Genomic DNA, 20,470 nt, shown 5'->3' with positions numbered 1-20,470 from the left:
CGTGAGACCTCGACGGCCCGAACACCGACGGCAACCGGCGGGACACTACCAGAGCCGCTGAAACGCCGGAACGGCCACGGTCGCCCGCCTGACCGGCTGTTTCAGGGGACCGTAATCGGGCTTTCCGTGGTTACCGGAGAATCCGCCCGGGAGGCTCGGCCCCAAAACGGGAGGGGATTTTTGATGGCGATGCCCACCGAGGGGTACAGGGTGACCCCCCCCAGATCGCGCTGCTGGCCGAAGACGACCGGGCGACAGTCGGTATAGCCGCCGGTGAGCTCGGCATAGAGGTGGACGTACTTGTAGCCCAAAGCAAACCCCACGCTGGCGCCGTAGAAGTGGCTGGACACCTCGGCCGGCAGGGATACGTCGAAGCCCGTCACGTTCTGGCCGGACTGGGAGACGTCCACCAGCCTCGAGTCCAGCGAGGTGTGGCTGTAGATGTACTTGGGGGCCGCGTACAGCTTGAAGATGTCGCCCAGGTCCATGCTCAGGTAGACGGGGACCTCCAGGTCCCAGCGCGAGAACTCGTCGACCTTCACAATCTCCAGCACGTCCAGGACGGGGCTCTTGAAGACGTGGCGGGAGTACCCCAGGCCGATCGCCAGATCGTAGGACTTGCGCTTGTAGTCGGGCAGGGGGGAGTCGTCGGGGTCGCCGCCGTGCGCCAGACGCACCTTGCCGTCGAAGCGCATGGAGGTGGTGCTCAGGCGCACGCCCAGGTCCAGGGTGTTGGACTCCAGCAGGCCGGTGCGGATCATCAGCTCGTTGGCTGGGCCCGGGGGCGCCACCGCCAGAGCCATGCCCACCCCGAGCAGCCGCTGGGCCTCGTCCTCGGACAGGTGGTAGGGCTGGCCCGACTTGATGGCCTCGTTGATCTCCTTGCCCTGGTCGATGCCCTGGTCAATCAGCGTGGCGAGCTGACCCACCGGGGTGAAGAGGCCCGTCCCGCCGGACACCTGAAACTGGCCCCGGGCAAGCGGCTTCGCCGTCTGCATCGTGGAGAGGGTGGAGGCACAGCCAGTGACGGTCAGCAGGGCGAGCAGAGGCAGAAGTCTCATAGCGGGGCGGCACGTTATGCCGTGGGATGTCCGGTTGTCAGGCCCCCGGCCATTCGTTCCTTCCTCTCAGGGCACTCCCGCTGTTAAGGGAGCCTCGTGCGAATCAAGCAGAAACCCGAGGATTTCTCCGTCAAGGAGTCGTACCGCTTCGACGAGGTGCCGAGCGGACGCCACCGCGTCTACCTGATGGACAAGCAGAAGCTGTCCACCTTCGACGCGGCGGACCGCATCCGCGACGCCTTCGGCCTCAAGCCCGGCTCCATCTCGTACTGCGGCTTGAAGGACAAGCAGGGCCGCACCGAGCAGCTCATCGCGGTGGACGGGGCGGACGTGGACATGCAGGACCCGGATCTGCGCCTGAAGTACCTGGGGCGCACGGACCAGCCACTGTCGGCCGCCAACATCACCTCCAACCGCTTCGCCGTCACCGTGCGCATGCTGACGGAGGACTCGATTGGTCCGCTCAACCTGGCCGCCGCGGAGATCAACCGGCTGGGCGTGGTGAACTACTTCGACAGCCAGCGCTTCGGCTCGCTCAAGCACGGCCAGGGCTTCATCGCCAAGGATCTCATCCGCGGCGACTTCGAGGCCGCGCTGCGCAACTACCTGGCGCAGCCCTCGGAGCTGGACCGGAGCGAGGACGCCAAGGTGAAGGCCTTCTGGCGGGAGAACTGGGGCCGGTGGGACGCGCGCGTGCCCTTCGAGGGCAGCCGCAAGTACCACCGCATCCTCAAGTCCCTGCGCGACCACCCCGGCGACTACCTGCGCGCCTTCCTGCAGATCGACGCGTCCTACCGCGCCATGCTGCTCTTCACCTACCAGAGCTACCTCTGGAACGAGGGCGTGCGGCGCTACCTCCAGCTCCTGCTGCCTCGCGAGAACCTCTTCCCCCTGAAGTACCAGGCGGGCACCCTGCTCTTCCACCGCGACGCGGACCCCGAGGTGCTCAACGCCCTGCGCGACTCCACCTTCCCGCTGCTCGCCCCGGACAGCCTCATCGAGGAGCCGAAGGTGAAGCAGGCCGTGGACTGGGTGCTCGGCCGCGAGAAGCTGGCCCTGGCGGACCTCCGCGTCGAGGAGGCCCCGCGGATGCTCTACTTCAAGCACGAGGAGCGCCCCACCGTCGTCATCCCCCACAAGCTCGTCATCGGCCGCGTCCAGAACGACGACCTGAACCGGGGCTACCTCAAGGTCAACATCGCCTTCACCCTGCCCCCCGGCGCCTACGCCACGCTCGTCATCAAGCGGCTCTTCCACTTCGAGTACCAGGAGGAGAGCGCGCAGCAGATCCGCGAGTCCTGGCGCGCCCCCGTCGAGGACCGGGACGGCGAGCGGGAGTCCGCGGACACGGCCTACGCCCCCCGGGGTCCCCGCCGCGCCCCCTCCCCCACTCCCCCCCTCCCCGTGGCCAAGGGAGCGCCCATGGCGGGTCCGAAGGCCGCCCGGCGCACCCCCGCCCCGGAGGCCGCTCCCACCCCGGGCAGGCGTCCCAAGACCCGGGAGGAGGTGGACACCCGGCCCTCCCAGCCCTCCGCCGGCTTCCTGGAGCGCCAGCGTCAGAAAAAAGACGCCAAAGAGCAGGCCCGGCGCGAGCAGTCGGCCAAACGCCCGGAATCACGGAAGAAGAAGTGACCGGGGCCGCTGATTTTTCCGGCGGCGCAATCAGGCTTCCCATGCTCCGTAGACCAGGGCGTGAACGCTCTCGCCCTCAATGCAGCAAACGTCGCGGACCTCGCCCAGGCCATCGGCATGCTGATGGCCGATGACGCCGCGGCCCTCCCCTGGAAGGCGGATGTGGTCGCCGCCCGGCGCGGAGACCCCTCGGCTTTCGAGTCGCTCGTCCGCAGCGTGCAGCGCCCGGTGTACGGCCTGGCGCTGCGCCTGCTCGGCAACGAGGCCGAGGCCTCCGAGATCTCCCAGGAAGCCTTCCTCCGCGCCTACCAGAACCTCCACAAGTACGACGAGTCGCGCCCCTTCGATCTCTGGGTGATGGCCATCACCCGCAACCTGTGCCTGGACCTGCTGCGCCGGCGCACCAAGGTGAAGACGGAGGAGCTCGAGCCGATGAAGGAGTTCCTGCCCAACGGCGAGGCCTCGCTCGAGGAAGGCGCCATCGCCCGCCAGGAGCGCCAGTCGCTGGAGACGGCGCTCGGCACCCTGTCCGCGGACGACCGGGAGGTGCTGGCGCTCTACTACGTGCAGAAGCGCACCACGAAGGAGATCGCCCAGGTCCTGGGCTGCGCGCCCGGCACCATCATGGCGCGCCTGTTCCGGGCCCGGGAGAAGCTCCGCAAGCAGATGAGCCCGGAGAATCCGACATGACGCCGACCTCCATCGAATGCCCGGACCTCGAGGTGCTCTTCAACGAGCTGGAGGCCGGCGAGGGCCCCGCCCTGGAGCACTCCAAGCATTGCCCGCTGTGCACCGCCATCATCGAGGAGCACCGGCTGCTGGAGCACGACCTGTGCCGGCTGGCGGATCCGCTCCCCCCGCCGGACCTGGTGCACAAGGTGATGGCGCGGGTGGCCGCCGAGCCCACGCCGGTGCGCCGCGAGCTGTGGACGGGCCTGTCCATCCTGGGCGCCTCGCTGATGATGGGGCTGGGGCTGCTGCTCACCAGTGACGCCGCCCTGAGCGGGCTCGGCAAGTCGCTGGCCCGGACGCTGGTGGATGGCACCGCACTCACCGAGGCGCTGCTGAGTGGAGTCCACGCCCTGTGGAGCACCGCCGCCGGTCCCCTGCTCGTCCTGGTCGCCTTCGTCGTCTTCTCCTCCGTGTTCGGCCTCAAGCGCCTGGCCCGCAACGGTCCCACCCCTTCCGAAGCGTGAGTGTCGCCATGAAACTTCCACACACCCGGAGCCTGTTGCTCTCCGCCGCATTGCTCGCTTCGCCCCTCGCGCTCGCCCAGACGCAGGACACTGAGGCACACGCCGAGGACACCATCAGCGTCCAGTTCCGCGGCACGCTGAAGGATGCGCTCCAGGAGATCGCCGAGGAAGGCGGACTCAACGTGGTGGTCATCGGCTCGCTGGACGCTCCCGCCGAGGTCTACCTGAACAACGTCAGCGCCCGGCAGGCCCTGCGCACCGTGGCCCGCGCCCACTCGCTGCAGATCGAGGAGCAGGACGGTATCTTCACCGTGCGCTCCGCGGCTGCGGGAACGGCCCAGGGAAGCGCGGCGGCGGCCCCCGTGGCCCCCGTGCCGCCGACTCCTCCCGTGCCGGCCGTGGCTCCTCCACCGCCCACGCCACCGGTGCCTCAGAGCGAGGCGGATGAGATCGCCGAGAGCGCCGTGGACGAGGACGAGATCAAGGAGCGCATGCGCGAGAAGATGCAGCAGGCGCGGAGCTCCAGCAACGGCTCGCGGGACGTGGTGGCCCGTGGCCGCTCGCTGGAGGTGAAGGAAGGCGAGTCGGTGGACAGCGCCGTCGTCTACGGCGGAAACCTGACGGTGAAGGGGCACGTGGAGGATGACGCGGTCGTCTTTGGCGGCAACCTGGAGATCACCGGCCACGTGGAGGGAGACGCCCACGCCTTCGGCGGCAACGTGGTGCTCGGCCCGGGCGCCACGGTGCAGGGTGACGTGTCGTCCTTCGGCGGCGCCGTCATCAAGCAGGAAGGGGCGCACGTGGAGGGCAGCACCGAGTCCTTCGGCGGCGCGAAGATCGGCAAGCTGGTGTCCGGCGAGCTGAAGGAGAACCTGAAGAAGACGAAACGCAAGCACGCGGGCCACGACGAGCACGAGGAGCAGGACGACGACGACGAGAACGGTTTCGCCACCTTCCTCATCCAGTTCGCGGTGCTGTTCGGGCTGGGCTTCCTGGGACAGATGCTCTTCCCGGAGCGGATGAAGGCACTGACGGCGGACATCCAGGCCAGGCCGCTCAAGGGCGGAGTGGTGGGTCTGGCGGGGGCACTGGCATTGATTCCCGCGTCGCTCCCCTTGTTCATCGTGTCGATCGTGCTGGCGGTGACAATCATCGGCATCCCCGTGGCGATGGCGCTGTGGCTGATTCCGCCCCTGGCGATGGCGGTGGGCTTCACGGCGGTGGCGAGCACCATCGGCATGCGGCTGCCGGTGATGCGCGGCCGGAAGACGCAGGCGATGGTGATGGCGCTGGGGCTGCTGGTCCTGCTGGTGGTGGGACAGATTCCGGTGCTGGGACCGCTGGTGGTGGTGGCGGCAGCGCTGGTGGGCTTCGGCGCGGTCATCCGCACCCAGCTCGGACGCCGCCCGCGGGGCATGCCGGAGCCCATCATCTCCGACCACATCCCGGCCTGAGCGGCGGGCGGGACTGAAGACGGGTAGCACCCTTCGGGGGGCGGCACGGGGCGCGGGGGCGCTTCGGGTCGTCCCCCGGAGTGTTTCGAGGGCAAGACAGTTACAACTCCAACATTGTGACGCGCTCCTGCTCGCGCAGCGCGCCAGACGGGACTGACGCACCGCGCCAGCCTGGAGAGAAGCCGGGGTACCGTCCCCCATCACCCGGGCTGTCATATCCGCTGTCAGGGGAGCGAGCGGGAGGGCCGGGTGGCCTTTGACCGCCCGGGCCGGCTGGGACATTGTCCGCGCACCCTATGCGTCGCCTCCCAGATGCCGCCGCGCGCGGCAAGTCCATCACCGTGGACCTCGAGGGCGAAACGGTTCCCGCGGTCGAGGGCGAGCCCATCGCGTGCTCGCTCATCACCGCTGGTGAGCCCGTGCTCGCCCGCTCCATCAAGTACCACCGCGCCCGTGGTCCCTACTGCTTCTCCGGCGCGTGCTCGCACTGCCTCATGCGCGTGGACGGCGTGCCCAACGTCTACACGTGCCGCACTCCGGCCCGCCAGGGCATGAAGCTGGAGCGGCAGAACGCCTACCCTTCCGCGAAGGTGGACGTCTTCGAGGCGATCGACTGGTTCTTCCCCAAGGGGTTGGATCACCACGAGATGTTCGCCGGCGTGCCGGTGGCCGAGCAGGTCATGGCCAAGGTGGCGCGACAGCTCGCGGGCCTCGGACTGCTGCCGGCCTCCCCTGCTCCGGAGCGCATGCCCGTGCAGACGCTGCGCACGCGCGTGGCGCTGGTGGGCGGTGGCGCGGCGGGCCTGGCGGCGGCGCAGGTGCTGGCCGGCAAGGGCGTGTCCTTCCTCCTCTTCGAGCGCGAGAGCGTCCTGGGTGGCCGTCTCGTGGCGGGCGCGCCGGAGGCGGATGCGCCGAAGCCGCTGGACGCGGGGGCCCTGCCCTCGGGCAGCGTGCGCATGCGGGCCACGGTCATCGGCCTGTATGACGACGAGGCCGGCCGCTTCCTGGCGGTGGTGGAGAACGGGCCGGAGGGACTGCGGCTCCTCAAGGTGTACGCCGAGCGCTTCCTGCTGACGCCGGGCGGCCACCCGCCGCTGCTGCCCTTCGAGAACAATGATCTGCCGGGCGTGTACGCGGGCCGAGCGGCGAGCCTGCTGATGCGCCGTTACGGCGTGGCGCCCGAGGTGGCGGCGCTGGTGGGCTGGGGCCCCGAGCTGTATGCGCTGGCGCGGCTGATGAAGGAGCACGGCACGAAGGTAGCGGCGGTGGTGGACCTGAAGGGCCCGGTGCCCTCGGAGGCGCCGGCTGGAGCCACCCAGGGCAGCGAGCCCAAGGCCCACGGCCGGAACGAGGTGAGTGGCTTCAGCTACACGGACGCGTCCGGCCGCCGGGTGAAGGTGGACTGCGACGCGGTGCTGGTCGCGGCGGCGACGAGCCCGAGCTTCGAGCTGGCGCGCCAGGGCGGCGCGAAGGTGGAGTTCGACGAGGCGCGCGAGGTGTTCGCGGTGGTGGCGGATGCGGACGGGCGCACCGCGGCGAAGGACCTGTATGTGGCCGGCGACGTGACCGGCGGAAGGAGCGCGGCGGAGGCGGCGGCGGACGGCAGGCGCGCGGCCGAGACACTCGCTGGTTCGCTCACGGGAGGCCAGTCATGAGTCGGACGCTCATCTGCTCGTGCGAGGACGTGACGTCCGATGACATCCGGCACGCGGTGTCGAAGGGCTTCACCGACGTGGAGTCGGTGAAGCGCTTCACGGGCTTCGGCACGGGCATCTGCCAGGGCAAGGGCTGCCTGTCGGCGGTGGCGGCGCTGCTGTGCAAGGAGAAGGCGCAGAAGCCTGCGGGCCTGCTGCCCTTCACGCCCCGGCCGCCGCTCTACCCGACGGAGCTGTCGGTGTTGGCCTCGGTGCCGGTGGACGAGTCCCAGCCTCCCGTGGGCGGCGTACCCGAGGAGCTGGCCGTCTTCCCGCCGTCGCTGCGGCCCGAGGGCCCGGTGCCGGCGAAGGCGAAGGTGGTCATCATCGGCGGCGGCATCATGGGCCTGGCGCTGGCGTACAACCTGTCGCTGCGCGGCGAGACGGACGTGGTGGTGCTCGAGCGCGGCTACCTGTGCGCGGGCGCGTCCGGACGCAACGGCGGTGGCGTGCGCATGCAGTGGGGCACGTCAGCCAACATCGAGCTGGCCAAGCGCTCCATCGAGCTGATGGGCCGGTTCGCGCGCGACCTGGGCATCAACGTGTGGCTGCGCCAGGGTGGCTACCTCTTCATGGCCAAGACGAAGGCCGTGGCGGAGCGCCTGGAGCGCAACGTGGCGCTGCACAACAAGCACGGCGTGCCCACACGGCTGCTGACGGTGGACGAGGCGCGGGAGATCGTCCCGGGCTTGTCGCTCGCGGGTGCGCAGGCGGCCTCGTTCAACCCGGAGGACGGCGTCATCTTCCCGTGGCCCTTCCTCTGGGGCTACGCGAACGGCTGCCGCAAGGCGGGCATCAAGGTCGAGACGTTCACCAACGTCATCGGCTTCGAGGCATCGGACGGCCTGGTGCGCAAGGTGAAGACGGATCGCGGCGACATCGCCTGCGACACGGTGGTGCTGGCCTCGGGGGCGTGGAGCCCGGAGATCGCGAAGCTGGTGGGCGTGCAGCTGCCCAACGAGCCGCACCGGCACGAGATCCTCAGCACCGAGCCGCTCAAGCCCTTCGTGAGCCCGCTGGTGTCGGTGCTGGACTCGGGGCTGTACTTCAGCCAGTCGATGCGCGGGGAGATCGTCGGTGGCATGGGCGATCCGAAGGAGCCAGCGGGGCTGAACATGGGCTCGACGCTGCGCTTCGTGTCGCGCTTCTCGCAGGCGCTGCTGGAGCAGATGCCGCAGCTGGGACACGTGAAGGTGCTGCGCCAGTGGGCGGGGTGCTACGACGTGACGCCGGACAACAACCCGGTGCTGGGCCGTACGCCGGGCCTGGAGAACCTGCTGCAGATGTCGGGCTTCGTGGGGCACGGCTTCATGATGGCCCCGGCGGTGGCCGAGCGGATGGCGGGGTGGATGACCACGGGCGAGTCCGACGAGCTCTTCACCCGCTTCAACCTGCGCCGCTTCCAGGAAGGCAAGCTGGAGCGAGAGGACATGATCATCGGCTGAGCAGAAACCCCACCCGCGGAAACAACACCGCGGAAACAACCCCTCTCCCACTGGGCTGAGGATTGCACACGCTAAGTAGGCGGGGGAGCGGAGGAAAGGTGCTGGGCGAGGGTGAAGCCGGCGACGTAGTCGCCCAGCCGTTCGTAGCCGCGCCAGAGGACGAGCCAGCCCGGAGGTTTCTTGTCCGGGTTGGCCATGTAACCGCCTAGGGCGGCGATGAGCAGCAGGGCCTGACGAAGCGTCAGCGCCCCTTGCAGTCGCATGCGTGGAGAGAGTTGGGGTGCCATGGCTTGGAGCACCTGCACCTCGGCGGGCTCCAACACTTCATCTGCGGGCTCGTCCGGGAGAGTGCGGCTCAGGGTGCGCAGGCGCAGCATCTTGACGGAAACCAGCAGAGTGAGGACGAGCAGGTTTTCAAGGTGCTCGCGCCTCTGGTGCTGGCGCCCCTCCAGGCGGCAGCCCGTCTTCAGGGCCTTGTGCAACTCCTCAATCCCCCACCTCTTCTGGTAGGTGGACACCGCGCCCCAGGCCGCCTCCACGCTTTCAATGGGCACGTTGCTCAGCAGCAGCCACTCCACTGCTTTCTGTCCCTGTGGCGGCTCTTCTTCGCGCACCAGCACGCCCCACACCGGCACCGGCTGCCCACCCTGGCGCCCGGGAGGCAGCAGCGTGAGAGGGACGTAGCGCAGCACCAGCGTGGCGTCGCGTGCCGTGCGCGCCGGCTTGTCCGCCCGGGCTGGTTGCGCCGACACGTGCAGCAGCCGGCTGTCCACCACGGGCAGCCCCTCCATGGTGGCCCACAGCCTCCCCCCTTCTCCCTCCACGCGCCTGTCCTGGCCGGCGCGCACCAGCAGTTGATACGACGCGCTAGCCGAGCGGGAGAACAACTCGAAAATGTCTCCTTCGGCGTCGATGACGTGCAGCAGTCGCCCTGGCTCGTCCACTCCCTCTTCGGCCTCCACCATGGCCTGCCACCACAAGCCGCTTTCCTTCTGCTCGAAGGGCCGCTGCTTCCTGCTCTTGGCCTTTCCCCTTTGCGCGGCCGGGCGCGCCCAGGTGCGCGCTCCCAGCACTCCAAAAGCGGCGCCGTCGGCCTGCACCACCAACGCCGTCTGCAGAAAGAAGCCCTGACACACGGGATTGCCCACCTGGCCCACCCCGCTCATGGACAGATGGCTGAGCTCCACCTCGGTCCGGTCGTGTACACACAAGGCCACCTCTCCCGCCTGCCCTTTCGCCACCGCCTTGCCCACTGTCCGGGCCGCTGGCTCCAGCAGCTGCTGGAAGCTGACGTCTTCGTTCTCCAGCATGCGGTAGGCCCCCATTCGCTCCGCCCGGCTGGTGCCCAATCGGTTGATGGTGACGCCGGGCTGCCCCTCCATCAGGTGAAGGGTGTGCAGCAACCTCTCCCTCAGCCACACCTCCTCAAGCGGACCGAAACTCCCTGCTGGATAGAGAACCTCGTACGTCAGATACAAAGGGGCAGCTTCCATGGGCTGCCTCTCTATCCGGCCCTACCGCTCACGTCATGCTCCATCCAGCTTGCTCACCCCTTGCTCCCTCTCTCCCTCTGCGTGTGCATTCTTCAGCCCACTGGGAGAGGGACGGGGTGAGGGTATCTGTCCCTCGGGTTCTCCCCCGTGTCACGCCCCCTCGGGTTCCCCGGCAAGCAACACGCGCCGACCGGTGTCAGGGTGAGCAGGCGCCAGCAGCGAAGTGCCGTACCGGAGCTTCCGGGCGCCCGGAAGACCCGCGGCCCTGTGCATGCCCCGAGGCATGAGCGAAGACAGCCGCATCATCCACCGGTAGGCGAAGCCCGGGTACACGAGGGGCTGGGCGCGATCGAAGCCCTCGATGGCCTCGCGGGCGCACTGTGCCGGAGAGATGCGCATCCACGCCGGAACCCTACCGGCACGCTCCCCCGTACCCGCCACCTCGCTGAACTCGGTGTCCACGGGCCCAGGCGCCACCTGCGTCACCACCACCCCCGTGCCCCTCAACTCCAGCCGCAGCGATTCCGTGAAGCCATCGAGGAAGTGCTTGGTGGCGGAATAGACGGCCAGCCCTGGGACGAAGGCCCGGGCTCCCCCGCAGCTGATGTTGAGGATGCCGCCGCGCTTGCGCTCCACCATGAGCCGCAGCAGCCGATGCGTCAGCAGCAAGGGCGCCGTCACGTTCACCTGCAACATCTGGTGGATGCGCGACCAGCTCTCCTGCTCGTAGAGGCTGTAGTCCCCCAAGCCGGCGTTGTTCACCAGCACGTCCACGCGGACAAGGTGCCGGTAGAGCGAGTCCAGCAGCGAGTCCACTTCGTCCGGGTGGACCAGGTCGCACCGCTCCACCAGGATGCCCAGGGTGGGGTTGCGAGCGTGCAGCTCATCGCGCAAGGCCTCCAGGCGCTCCTCCCGGCGAGCCACCAGCACCAGCGTCCGTGCCCTCCGGGCGAGCTGGCGGGCGAGCTCCCGTCCAATCCCCGAGGAGGCCCCGGTGATCAGGACCGTGCCTGAGTCGATGGGTGGACGCATGGTTCCTCCTTGCCTCGCCCAAAAGGGTAGCTAGGCACCCGGAGCACCGCCCACAGGGCGTGCCGGGCCGAGCGCCCTCCAGGCCACCCTGCTCCGGCCCAGCCCGAGCGAATTGTCCGTTTTCGCTACGAATCCCAGAAAACCCAATGTCCTGTTTCTGGACAGACGCGTGCAATCCATAAGCTCCGGAACCGACTCAGCTTTCGTCCGGATTTGTGCAATCCATTTACATCTGCAACCCAGAAGCAGGAGCAAACACGCTCCACTCTGACCAGAGCAGGAAGGACTCGGCCCGAGGAAAAACGGCCACCTACGGGGCTGGCACGACACATGCCATAGCGTCCGCCGCGCGCACTTCCCCGCGCGACGGAGAGAACCCCCATATGAGCCTGAAGCTTGTCCGTGCATTCCTGGTGGTAGGTCTGACGGGTTGTGGTGTGGCCGAGCTGCCCGAGGACGTTCCGAACGCGGAGACCACGGACTCGGTGGAGTCCCCTGTGATCGTCGGCTCGGTGAACTGGACCGCCGCCACCTCGCTGAGCTCCACCAGCACCGAGCGGGCCCGCTCCAAGGCGGTGGGCTACCTGTCGATTCCGGCCGTGGGCAGCCGCTGCACCGCGTGGCTCATCGCCGATGACAAGGTCATCACCAACAACCACTGCATCGGCAGCAGCTCGGAGGCGGTGGGCGCCAGGGTGTCCTTCAACTACGAGGACGGCGTCGCCTCCGCCAGCCGCATCTGGTACGACTGCTCCACGTTCGTGCGCACCTGGACGGCCGAGGACCTGACGGTCATCCAGTGCAAGGCACTCAATGGCTACCTGCCCGGCCAGGTGTACGGGAAGCTCACGGTGGCCAGCGGCAACGCCACCAACAGCTCGGCGATGTACATCGTCCACCAGAACTGCGACTACGTCGCCACCCCGAGCTGCGTGCCGAACAAGAAGTACTCGCCGGGCTCGGTGCTCAACACCAACTACAGCAGCAACGAGCTGTCCTACAACGCGGACACGCTGGGCGGCTCGTCGGGCTCGCCGGTGTTCGGCGCCGCGGGCACCACCTACGCGCACCAGGTGATCGGCCTGCACCACGTGGGCGTCGGCTCCAACTACAGCAGCAGCTCCTTCAACACGGGCGTCGAGGCCTCGGCCATCAAGGCGCGCCTGGCGACCATCGGCCTGTAATCCCAGGCCATCCCCCCGCACCTCCAAGTGAGGCGAGGGAGAAGACGGCGGCTCCTCGCGGGGCCGCCGTTTCATTTTGGGCATCTCGGGCGCCCGCCCGTAAGCCTCCGGTCCAGCCCATGGTGTCGGCCACCGAGGAGCATGGCACGGTGGCCGCGTGATGGATGGCGCGTCGACAAGCCTATCGCTGCTGAGCCTGCTGCTGAGCCCACGACTCGGGGAGGAGCTCCGCGAGGCGGGAGGCGGGGAAGCGGGTGTCGCCGAGCTTGGGCAGCACGTCGCGGAAGTAGGCCCACGGGTCCATGCCCAGCCGGTAGCAGCTGAGCACGAGGGAGTAGACACTGGCGGCCCGGTGGCCAGCGGCATCGCTGCCCAGGAAGAGCCAGTTCTTGCGTCCGAGGACAATGAGCTTGATGAGGCGCTCCACCTCGCCGTTGTCCACCGGAAGGCGTCCGTCCTCGAGGAAGCGGCCCAGGGGGAGGTAGCGGTTGCGCGCGTAAGCAATGGCCTTGCCCAGCGGCGTCTTGGCGGGCACGTGCGGGGCCCACTCCTCCAGCAAGCCGAAGAGTTCCTCGTAGACGGGGCGGCTGTGCTCGAGGCGCAGGCAAAGGCGTGCCTCGGCGGAGAGCCCCGCGTCCTGGGCCTGCCGCTCCACGGCGTACAGCTTCTGCACGAGCGTGAGCACCGTGCCGCCGCGAGCGTCTCCGGCCACGTATGCGCGCTCGAAGCCACGCCGGGCGTGCATCCAACAGCCCACCTCAATGCGTGGAGAGGTGGGGCCGAAGAGGGACTGGTAGCCCTTGTAGCCGTCCACCACCAGGTAGCCCCGGAAGTCGGCCAGCACCCCTTGGGGGCCCGTGCCACTCCAATCGGGGGTGTACTCCACGAAGACGTTGCCGCCCACTCCCACGTACGGCCAGAGGTGTCCGCGCTTGATGCCGCGGGCGTCGTCCCTGTCCAGCACGCGCACCCCGGTGTCGTCGGTGTGCAGCAAGGCGTCCGCCAGCGTGCGCTGCTTGAGCAGCGCCACCACGGGCGCCAGCAAGTCACTGGCCCCCGCCACCCAGTCGCCCAGAGTGGAGGCGGGCAGCCTCACCCCGTGGCGTTTGTCGAAAATGGCCTGCTGGCGGTGCAGGGGCAGCCCGTCGCGGTACTTGCCCACCAGTAGCTGCGCCAGCAACCCCGGGCCGGGCAGCGCTCCCGGCAATGGCGCCTCACCGGCGGGCGCGGCGGCCACCCCCTCCTTGCAGCGCTGGCACCCGAGCTTCGGGCGCTTCTCCACCCGCACGTAGAAGCGCGCCGGCTCCAATTCCAGTCGCTGGCTTACCTCCTCGCCCATGGGCTGCCTCTGCTCACCGCAACCCGGGCAGACGCACTCCTCGGCCGCGGGTTGCACCAGCACCTCGCGCCTCTCCAGGTGCGCGGGCAGGGCCTGGGCGCCGCGGAGGGGCGCGCGTCTGGGCGTCTTCTTCGGCGCGTCGGCCGGCGGGGCCGCTGGGGCGGCTGCCTGTGCACCGTCGACGGTGGCGGGCACGGCCTCTGGCTCGGCGGACTGCTGCTGGGTGAACAATGACAGCAGGAGTTGGAGCTGACTGGCGGGAGTCTTCTCACTGCGCCGCCCGTACAGCTGCCGCAGCGCCTGCTGGAGTCGCACCGTCGTGGAGCTGTGCTCCTCGCGCAGCCGACCCAACAGGCCCAACAACATCTCAACGGCCTGCTCGCCGCGGCCCTCCATCAGCAGTTGCAGCATGTAGGCGCGCACCGCCTCCATGTCGTCCGCCTCGAAGGCGGTCGGCTGGGCTTCTTCCTGCTGGCCCCTCTCTTCTTCAATGGTGACGGGAAAAGTCATGCGCACCGTGCCTATGCACGAAGTGGGGCCGGGCGCGCAAGCGCGGACTCAATGCACCTCGCCTCGCCGTACCGCGCTGCTGGCCTCCACCAGCGACAGCAACTCCGCGAGCTGCCGCGCTTCCAGGTGCACCGCGGCCTGGCCCTCTACGGGCGCCGGCACCCGAAAGCGCCCCGCCTCCAGTCTCTTGCTCACGGTGCAGTAGCCGTTGGCGTCCCAGAAGAGAATGCGCACGAAATCCCTTCTCCTCGAGAAGAAGACGAAGAGGTGGCCCGACTTCGGCTGCTGCCCAAGACTGCCCTGCACCAGCGCGCTCAGCCCGTCGGCCTGCTTGCGCATGTCGCACGGCTGCGTCGCCACCCAGATTCTCACCCCCTCCGGTAGCCTCAGCACCCCTGCACCTCCTTCACCGCCCGCAGCACCCGCGCCACCAACTCCTGGCTGGCTCTCGCATCCACTCTCACTCTCACCCCGCCCACCTCCACCTGCACCGCCTCCCCCTGCTCCCGCCCCACCTCACTCCGCTCGGCGGGCGCCACCTCCACGGGCACGAAGGCCATGGCCGTCCGCGCTCCCTCCTTTCCCTCTCGCCTGCGCGTCCAGAAGCGCAGCCTCTCGCGCGGTAACCCGTACTTGCGCATGAAGGCCGACTGCGTACCTCCTTCCGCCTCCCACGCTCGCACCACCTCTGCTGCTACCTCCGGGGTCCACCTCGGCTGCCGCGCTGCTTCCAACCACGCCGGCTCCGTCTTTGTCGTCGCTGTGTTCGTCGTCATCGCGCCGCGCACTCTGCGACCCCTCCAGCACCTCCACTACCTGGGCTGGATCGGAGGCTTACGCCCGCCCTACCCCTCCGGGCAGGCTTCCGTCAGGCGCAAGGCTTGCGCCCCTTCCGCCACCGCACGGAAGAGTTTGCGCGCAAACACCGTACCGTGCGTGAAACCGCCCTGGCACACATCTTTCAGGGATGAAGCCACAGAACGCCCGCCCCACGTCGGGGTCCGGGCCGCAACGGAGGGAATACCAATGCCAACGCCTTCTCGCATCCTCGTACCCGTGGACCTGATGGAGGGCTCCAAGGCCGTCATCGATTACGCGGTGCAGCTCGCCCGGCCATTCAACGCCTCCATGGAGGTGATGCACGCCTGGGAGCCGCCCCAGTACGTGGCGCCGGATCTCCTGGTGGCCGCACCGGGCTGGAATCCCCAGTCGCTGGAGAAGACGGCGCTCGAGGCGGCACGCAAGGAACTGACAACGCTCATCAGCTCGCTCAAAGCTCCGGGTCCCATCACCCAGCGGCTGGAAGTGGGAGAGCCGGCCGCGGCCGTCCTCCGCGTCGCCGAGGCGGGCGGGTTTGATCTGATCGTCATGGGCACGCACGGCCGACGGGGCCTGCCGAGACTGCTGCTGGGCAGCGTGGCCCAGAAGGTCATTGCCCGGGCCCACTGCCCTGTCCTCACCCTGCATGTGACCGAGGAGAAGTGAGCCCGGAGGCGGTGGCCTCGAGCCGCCGCCCTCCCCTCACCGCCCCGAAGCGCCGGTCCCCGCTTCCGAGCCCGGGAGCTGGGTGTCCCGCTTTGCCGCCCGACGCGCCTGGAGCACAGCAGGAAGGCTGAGCACCAGCATCGCCCCCATCACGAGCGCGGCGCCCACCGACTCCCGAGTCCCCACGCCTGGCAGGCCGAGCAGGACGGAGAGCAGTCCAGTGGCCACCACGCCCGCGACGATGCTGGAGGCGCGGTTCACCGGGACGCAGAAGGAGTTCTCCCGGTGGTCCAGGAGGATGAGGCCGCCGAAAATACCGGTGCCCTGCGACAGCACGCCCACGAGCAGCTCTTCGAGCACCCGACCGCGCGCGAACAGCTCCGTGAAGCCATGGCGGATGTCCAAGAGCACGGGTCCCTCGCCGATGAGCGCCGCCACCGCCAGGACCGCCACGAGGACAGGCGTGGCCACCATCTGCTCCTCGGCGAAGTAGCGAATGCCGGCCGAGGGCTCACCCGTCTTGGCCAGGCGGCTCATGAAGCGCAGCCGGATGAAGTAGCCGATCAGGTACACACCCAGGTCCACCAGCGCCGCCGTGGTGACTCGGGCATCCACGCCGGGCGCGGTGGCCACCCCCACGGCGGCGAAGCTCAGCCCAAGCGCCACCCACGAGGGCCACGCCACCCGGCGCTGGCTCAGCACGTCCACCAGCGGCGCGAGGATCAGCACCCCACCGCGCATGAGCAGCATCATGAAGACGATGGACGTGCCGCTGAAGGTATAGGCGAGCGTGGTGGTGGCGATGATGGCGGCGGAGCACAGCCCCGAGAGGAACGTCCACGGCCCAGGGAAGGGAATCCGCAGGCCCAGGAACGTACGGGTGCTCGCGTATTGCCACCAACCCCGGCCGGTGAGGAAGAGGAACATGCCCAGTCCGGACGCGAGCGTGCTCCACGGCAGCAGCTCGAAGCCGGAGATACCGCGCGTCATCCCCTCCAATGCGCCATGTGAAAGGGCCTTCGTGAGCGCGCTGTAGGGCGCGTAGCAGGCGAAGTAGCCGAAGGCGTACCCCCAGATGGCGAGGTCGCGCCGGTGGTTCGTCATGTCCAAATGAGGGTCCTCCCGAGGGCTCCATCCGGCGAGGACTGCAAGAGTGGCGCCTGCCGTGCGGGGGCTCGCACCCACCCCGCGTATCGCCTATGGTCCCGCGCGTATTCAGTCCCTGGAGGGGGGGAATCAATGGAGCGCTTGAACACGCTGGCCGAGGACATCCGACACGTCGCGGGGCTGCTCGCCGAGGACGTGCTGGAGCCGGATCCGGATCGAACAGACTGGGCCGGCATGAAGGTCCGCGTGGACATGGTGCGCCAAGGCCTGGACAAGGTGCTCGACGGCCTGTCCGGTGCGCTGGAGGAGGCCGAGGAGGCCGAGCTGAAGGTGCTCGTGCGCAAGCGGGTGGCGGGCGTGGTCGCCCGGGCCGCGGCGCTCCTGCACGCCACGGGCAGCGCCGAGGGTTGCCGCCGCCTGCTGGAGAAAGCCGTGCGGCTGTCCGAGGACGCCTCGCAGCGCGCGGAGCTCGAGGCCGGACTGGCCGAGCCGGAGGTCTTCTGCCGCTTCGAGTACGCAGGGTGGCTCCTGGGCAAGGGCCAGCTCGGGAAGGCGGACGCCCTCCTCAAGCGCGTGGCGAAGGACACCCGCCAGCCCGCGTTGAAGGCAGCGGCTCGTGCTGCGCTGCGGGGCCCTCGTCCCCTCAAGGGCGCCCCCTCCCTCTTCCGCATCAATGGCTGCGGCGTGGGGCTGTACGGCAAGCGCGATGAGGCCCCGGACGGATCCTATATAGCCACGACCTTCATCAGCCTGATCTTCATCCCCGTGTTCCCGCTGGCCTCCTACCGGGTGCGCGAGGTGGACGGAAACGCCTACCAGTTCTACACCAAGGAGTCGCTCGGCCCGGTGACGCGCGTGTGGCAGCGGCTGGTGCTCGCTGGTGCCGCGGGGCTGCTCCTCTGGTCGGGCGTGGATGGCTACCTGAACTCGCCGGAGCGCCTGGCGCGGCTGGCGCTGGAGGAGGTCCAGTCGGCGGAGGCCACCCTCTCGCGCGAGCAGGCCATCGAGCGCTACCGCTCCGTCATCGACGCGCACGAGGATGCGTCGGCGCGCGCCCAGGCGGTGGACGCAGTGGTGCGCTTGAGCCTCGCGGGTCTGCCCACGCCCTGCACGAGGGACGCAGTGGATGCGGTGGGCCGCGTGGTGAGGGGCGTCTCCACCCTGCCCTCCAACTTCATCGTCGGCGCCACCGCGGCCCGGCTGGGCGAGCGGCTCGACGGCTGCGCCCGGGAGATCGGCCAGGAGACGCCGGCGGACGCACGGGCGGCGCTCGCGGTGGTGGAAGCCGGACTGCGGGTGGTCAATGGCACGCCCGCGCTGATGGAGCGGCAAGTGGCGATCAAGCGCTCCCTGGCGGAGCGGCTCGTGAAGGAGAGGCCGCTGCAGGCGCTCGCGCTCTATGTCGAGCTGCCCGGGAAGGAGTCACTGAACGCGGCCCAGGCCATCATCGACTCCTTCGGCGAGGCGCCCTCGCTGTGGATGGAAACCTCTGGCGCGGTGGAGGCGTGGAGGCGACACAGGGACCTGGACAAGTCCCACAAAGACACGGTGGCCCTCTATCTCACGCGGCTGGAGGCGGCCCACGCCGCGCACGCGAAGGACACGGCACTCATCGAGGAGGGTGACGAGGCGAAGCTCGTCCAGGCCTTGAAGGCGTCTCCGGGCAACCAGGAGCTGGCGGTAGCGGTGGCCGGCATCGCGCGGAGCGAGGGTGACGCAAAGGGGGCACTGGCCACCCTGACTGCGCTCGGGCCTGTGGGACGGCTCACGGGCGAGGCCCAGATGATGCTCGGTCTCTGCCACCGTGACCTGGGACAGCTCCCCGAGGCGGATGCGGTGCTCTCCGCCTTCATCGCCGAGCACCTGGAGCCCTTCCAGCATGTGCAGCGCAAGTACGAGCAAGAGTCGAGCGCGCTGGAGGATCGGCTCATCTCGCAGGCGCGAGCGGGCCAGCTCCCCACGGAGGTGACGAGCCGGTTGGAGGTGGCCTCCGGCAGCGAGGAGCAGCAGCAGAAGATCTTCAGCGAGTGGCTGTCCGAGCGGATGGAGAAGGACCCCGGCCTGGAGAAGCTGCGCGAGGAGTACCTGCGTCACCAGCCGGTGGTGCCGGCCTCGCTCATGCTGGGCATGGTGAAGCTGCAGCGGGCCAACGAGACGGAAGGCACGGCGCGCCAGGCGCTGCTGGGTGAGGCCGAGCGGGTCTTCCTCGCCATCCGCCAGGAGGCCGAGGGAGATCCGCGTTTCCACCTGGGACTGGGACAGGTGTACCACCGGCTCGGCCGGGCCGAAGAGGGAGACAAGGAGCTGCGCGGCGTAGTGGAGCGCAAGCAGCCGGAGCTCACCCTGGAGGTGGCCCGCGTCTACCGTGAGATGGATCGGATCGATCAGGCCCGGCCTCTCGCCGAAGAGGTGTACTCCACCGCGACGGAGGAGACGTACAAGCACTGGGCGGCGTCCCTCATGGCGCGCATGGCCACGGATGAGGACGAGCAGGAGAAGTGGCTGCGCAGGAGCGATACGAGCTCGCCGAACATCCAGGATTCACTGCTGGAGCTGGAGGCGGAGCGAGCGCTGCGCGAGGGTCGACTGGAGGAGGCCGATCGGGCCTTCGCGAAGTGCGTGGCCTTCCGGGCCAGGGATGCGAAGCACAGCTCGACGTCGGCCAACAATGCGGCCCTGTCGCTGCATGGTCGGTATCTGGCGACGGGGGACGTGGCGCACCTGCGCTCGGCGATGCGGCACCTGGAGAACGCGGTGCGGCTGGAGCCGGACAACGCCCTGGTGATGGGCAACCTGGCGGACGCGCAGCAGTACCTGGGCACCGTCACCGTGTTGGAGCGCTGGGTGCGCACGAAACCGCTGCACCTGAAGGAGGGTGAGGCGGAGGAGCTGCTCAGGGTCCTGCTCGGAGGCCCGTTGCGAGAGGAGGTGCTGCGAGCGATGGACAGAGATCCCGCCCTGCGCCGGAGCCAGGAGCTGAGCCAGCAGGAGCAGACCCTGGCGCCCGGGAAGGCCTCGGCCTGGGAGCGGCAGCTGGCCTGGCTGCGGCTGCACCGGGACGAGCGGGGACTGGCGGCGCTGGCGAAGCGGCTGGAGACGCTTCCTGCCTTCGAGGGAGGCTCGAGGGCCGAGGTCCGCCGCAAGTGGGAGTCGGGCGAGATGGACGCGAAGCTGGTCAAATGGGTGGCCCAATATGTGGCCCGGGCCGAGGCGACCTTGAAGCGGGCGAAGCAGACGAACCACGCGCCCACGATCGCGGCGGCATGGCACCTGCTGGGAGAGGTCCTGCTCTGGCAGCGCGACTTCATCGAGCCGAAGGCGGAGCAGCTCGACGCGCTGGTGGACACCTACCGTCAGGCGGCGAAGCTCTGGCCGCAGCTCGGCGTGAGCGGGGACCTGGAGACGGCGTTGGCCTTCGCGGCGGTGGAGCGCGGGGCGGCGAAGTCCGAGGCACTGGCGAAGGTGTTGAAGGAGGAGCGGCGCATCCAGACCACGGCGACGATGATGCACCATGCGCTGACGGGCCCCTCGGGCTCGGAGGTGGCGGCGGTGCTGCGAGCGCAGCCGGAGCTGAAGGAAGCGGTCGAGCGCGCGCGTGAGCGGGCCAAGGCCCAGCCCAGGCTGTCGGACTGGGTGCTGGCGAAGGCAGCGGGAGACGTGGTGCTGGAGCAGGCGGCGGCGGCAGTGTTCTCGCGGCAGGACGTGGAGCTGGAGCTGGCCATCGACGCGAGGTTGGCGGGAGATCACCCGCGCGAGAAGGCGGAGCAGGAGCTCTTCAAGCAGGGCAAGGCGCAACAGGGCCGGCCCTGAAGTACACGAGTGACAGGAGCGAACGACC

General features: G+C 69.2%; 16 protein-coding genes. 9 read left to right on the top strand and 7 right to left on the bottom strand.

Annotated elements, in window-relative coordinates:
- Positions 1 to 101: 101 nt before the first annotated feature.
- On the bottom strand, positions 102 to 1,061 hold the full coding sequence (locus OV287_RS26220) for a hypothetical protein (protein ID WP_267536773.1): 960 nt from the start codon (positions 1,059 to 1,061) through the stop codon (positions 102 to 104).
- A 96-nt stretch (positions 1,062 to 1,157) separates the two neighbouring features.
- On the opposite strand from OV287_RS26220, the gene truD reads away from it, so the two are divergent.
- The 6 genes from truD to OV287_RS26190 all read left to right on the top strand — a co-directional run bounded on the left by truD (position 1,158) and on the right by OV287_RS26190 (position 8,482).
- On the top strand, positions 1,158 to 2,693 hold the full coding sequence (truD, locus tag OV287_RS26215) for a tRNA pseudouridine(13) synthase TruD (RefSeq protein ID WP_267536772.1): 1,536 nt from the start codon (positions 1,158 to 1,160) through the stop codon (positions 2,691 to 2,693).
- A gap of 123 nt (positions 2,694 to 2,816) precedes the next feature.
- Entirely contained in the window at positions 2,817 to 3,383 is a 567-nt protein-coding gene (locus tag OV287_RS26210; protein WP_267542419.1) for an RNA polymerase sigma factor, read from the top strand.
- The gene (locus OV287_RS26205; RefSeq protein WP_267536771.1) at positions 3,380 to 3,889 is read left to right on the top strand and encodes a hypothetical protein; all 510 of its coding nucleotides are present in this window, start codon (positions 3,380 to 3,382) and stop codon (positions 3,887 to 3,889) included. The genes OV287_RS26210 and OV287_RS26205 overlap by 4 nt, the downstream gene beginning before the upstream one ends.
- A gap of 8 nt (positions 3,890 to 3,897) precedes the next feature.
- Positions 3,898 to 5,343: a DUF8173 domain-containing protein gene (locus tag OV287_RS26200; RefSeq protein ID WP_267536770.1), complete on the top strand. Its 1,446-nt coding sequence runs from the start codon at positions 3,898 to 3,900 to the stop codon at positions 5,341 to 5,343.
- Between the two features lie 296 nt (positions 5,344 to 5,639).
- On the top strand, positions 5,640 to 6,998 hold the full coding sequence (locus tag OV287_RS26195) for a 2Fe-2S iron-sulfur cluster-binding protein (RefSeq protein ID WP_267536769.1): 1,359 nt from the start codon (positions 5,640 to 5,642) through the stop codon (positions 6,996 to 6,998).
- The gene (locus OV287_RS26190) at positions 6,995 to 8,482 is read left to right on the top strand and encodes an FAD-dependent oxidoreductase (protein ID WP_267536768.1); all 1,488 of its coding nucleotides are present in this window, start codon (positions 6,995 to 6,997) and stop codon (positions 8,480 to 8,482) included. The genes OV287_RS26195 and OV287_RS26190 overlap by 4 nt, the downstream gene beginning before the upstream one ends.
- Before the next feature lie 71 nt (positions 8,483 to 8,553).
- Here OV287_RS26190 and OV287_RS26185 read toward each other — a convergent pair whose 3' ends face one another.
- Both OV287_RS26185 and OV287_RS26180 read right to left on the bottom strand, forming a co-directional pair.
- Positions 8,554 to 9,975, bottom strand: coding sequence for an IS4 family transposase (locus tag OV287_RS26185; RefSeq protein ID WP_267536767.1), 1,422 nt, complete (start codon positions 9,973 to 9,975; stop codon positions 8,554 to 8,556).
- A 150-nt stretch (positions 9,976 to 10,125) separates the two neighbouring features.
- A complete protein-coding gene (locus OV287_RS26180; RefSeq protein WP_267536766.1) occupies positions 10,126 to 11,007 on the bottom strand; it encodes an SDR family NAD(P)-dependent oxidoreductase in 882 nt (293 codons plus the stop codon).
- Between the two features lie 383 nt (positions 11,008 to 11,390).
- Between OV287_RS26180 and OV287_RS26175 the strand changes: the two genes are divergently transcribed.
- Positions 11,391 to 12,191: a trypsin-like serine peptidase gene (locus tag OV287_RS26175; RefSeq protein ID WP_267536765.1), complete on the top strand. Its 801-nt coding sequence runs from the start codon at positions 11,391 to 11,393 to the stop codon at positions 12,189 to 12,191.
- A gap of 181 nt (positions 12,192 to 12,372) precedes the next feature.
- Here the strand turns inward: OV287_RS26175 and tnpC are convergent, their stop codons facing one another.
- Genes tnpC through tnpA form a run of 3 tightly spaced genes read right to left on the bottom strand, consistent with a single transcriptional unit; the run spans position 12,373 to position 14,816 of the window.
- On the bottom strand, positions 12,373 to 14,040 hold the full coding sequence (gene tnpC / locus OV287_RS26170) for an IS66 family transposase (protein WP_267533915.1): 1,668 nt from the start codon (positions 14,038 to 14,040) through the stop codon (positions 12,373 to 12,375).
- A 48-nt stretch (positions 14,041 to 14,088) separates the two neighbouring features.
- Positions 14,089 to 14,400, bottom strand: coding sequence for an IS66 family insertion sequence element accessory protein TnpB (gene tnpB / locus OV287_RS26165; RefSeq protein ID WP_267533914.1), 312 nt, complete (start codon positions 14,398 to 14,400; stop codon positions 14,089 to 14,091).
- 26 nt (positions 14,401 to 14,426) lie between these two features.
- Positions 14,427 to 14,816 carry an IS66 family insertion sequence element accessory protein TnpA gene (gene tnpA / locus OV287_RS26160; protein WP_267533913.1) on the bottom strand — a complete coding sequence of 130 codons (390 nt, stop codon included), beginning with the start codon at positions 14,814 to 14,816 and terminating at the stop codon, positions 14,427 to 14,429.
- A gap of 250 nt (positions 14,817 to 15,066) precedes the next feature.
- Between tnpA and OV287_RS26155 the strand changes: the two genes are divergently transcribed.
- Positions 15,067 to 15,525: a universal stress protein gene (locus OV287_RS26155; RefSeq protein ID WP_267536764.1), complete on the top strand. Its 459-nt coding sequence runs from the start codon at positions 15,067 to 15,069 to the stop codon at positions 15,523 to 15,525.
- A 36-nt stretch (positions 15,526 to 15,561) separates the two neighbouring features.
- On the opposite strand, the gene OV287_RS26150 is transcribed toward OV287_RS26155, so the two are convergent.
- A complete protein-coding gene (locus OV287_RS26150; protein ID WP_267536763.1) occupies positions 15,562 to 16,629 on the bottom strand; it encodes a hypothetical protein in 1,068 nt (355 codons plus the stop codon).
- Between the two features lie 135 nt (positions 16,630 to 16,764).
- On the opposite strand from OV287_RS26150, the gene OV287_RS26145 reads away from it, so the two are divergent.
- Entirely contained in the window at positions 16,765 to 20,442 is a 3,678-nt protein-coding gene (locus OV287_RS26145; protein ID WP_267536762.1) for a hypothetical protein, read from the top strand.
- The last annotated feature ends 28 nt before the right edge of the window (positions 20,443 to 20,470 follow it).

Origin of the sequence: Archangium lansingense, assembly GCF_026626635.1 — a bacterium.
Taxonomy (GTDB): domain Bacteria; phylum Myxococcota; class Myxococcia; order Myxococcales; family Myxococcaceae; genus Archangium; species Archangium lansingense.
This window is presented reverse-complemented; position numbering and strand designations above follow the sequence as displayed.

Excerpts from the sequence above, each read along its gene's own strand:
- OV287_RS26180 (WP_267536766.1), bottom strand. The coding sequence starts at position 11,007 with ATGCGTCCACCCATCGACTCAGGCACGGTCCTGATCACCGGGGCCTCC.
- tnpC (WP_267533915.1), bottom strand. The coding sequence starts at position 14,040 with ATGACTTTTCCCGTCACCATTGAAGAAGAGAGGGGCCAGCAGGAAGAA.
- tnpA (WP_267533913.1), bottom strand. The coding sequence starts at position 14,816 with ATGACGACGAACACAGCGACGACAAAGACGGAGCCGGCGTGGTTGGAA.
- OV287_RS26185 (WP_267536767.1), bottom strand. The coding sequence starts at position 9,975 with ATGGAAGCTGCCCCTTTGTATCTGACGTACGAGGTTCTCTATCCAGCA.
- OV287_RS26205 (WP_267536771.1), top strand. The coding sequence starts at position 3,380 with ATGACGCCGACCTCCATCGAATGCCCGGACCTCGAGGTGCTCTTCAAC.
- OV287_RS26195 (WP_267536769.1), top strand. The coding sequence starts at position 5,640 with ATGCGTCGCCTCCCAGATGCCGCCGCGCGCGGCAAGTCCATCACCGTG.
- OV287_RS26220 (WP_267536773.1), bottom strand. The coding sequence starts at position 1,061 with ATGAGACTTCTGCCTCTGCTCGCCCTGCTGACCGTCACTGGCTGTGCC.
- OV287_RS26145 (WP_267536762.1), top strand. The coding sequence starts at position 16,765 with ATGGAGCGCTTGAACACGCTGGCCGAGGACATCCGACACGTCGCGGGG.
- OV287_RS26200 (WP_267536770.1), top strand. The coding sequence starts at position 3,898 with ATGAAACTTCCACACACCCGGAGCCTGTTGCTCTCCGCCGCATTGCTC.
- OV287_RS26190 (WP_267536768.1), top strand. The coding sequence starts at position 6,995 with ATGAGTCGGACGCTCATCTGCTCGTGCGAGGACGTGACGTCCGATGAC.
- OV287_RS26175 (WP_267536765.1), top strand. The coding sequence starts at position 11,391 with ATGAGCCTGAAGCTTGTCCGTGCATTCCTGGTGGTAGGTCTGACGGGT.
- OV287_RS26150 (WP_267536763.1), bottom strand. The coding sequence starts at position 16,629 with ATGACGAACCACCGGCGCGACCTCGCCATCTGGGGGTACGCCTTCGGC.
- OV287_RS26155 (WP_267536764.1), top strand. The coding sequence starts at position 15,067 with ATGCCAACGCCTTCTCGCATCCTCGTACCCGTGGACCTGATGGAGGGC.
- OV287_RS26210 (WP_267542419.1), top strand. The coding sequence starts at position 2,817 with ATGGCCGATGACGCCGCGGCCCTCCCCTGGAAGGCGGATGTGGTCGCC.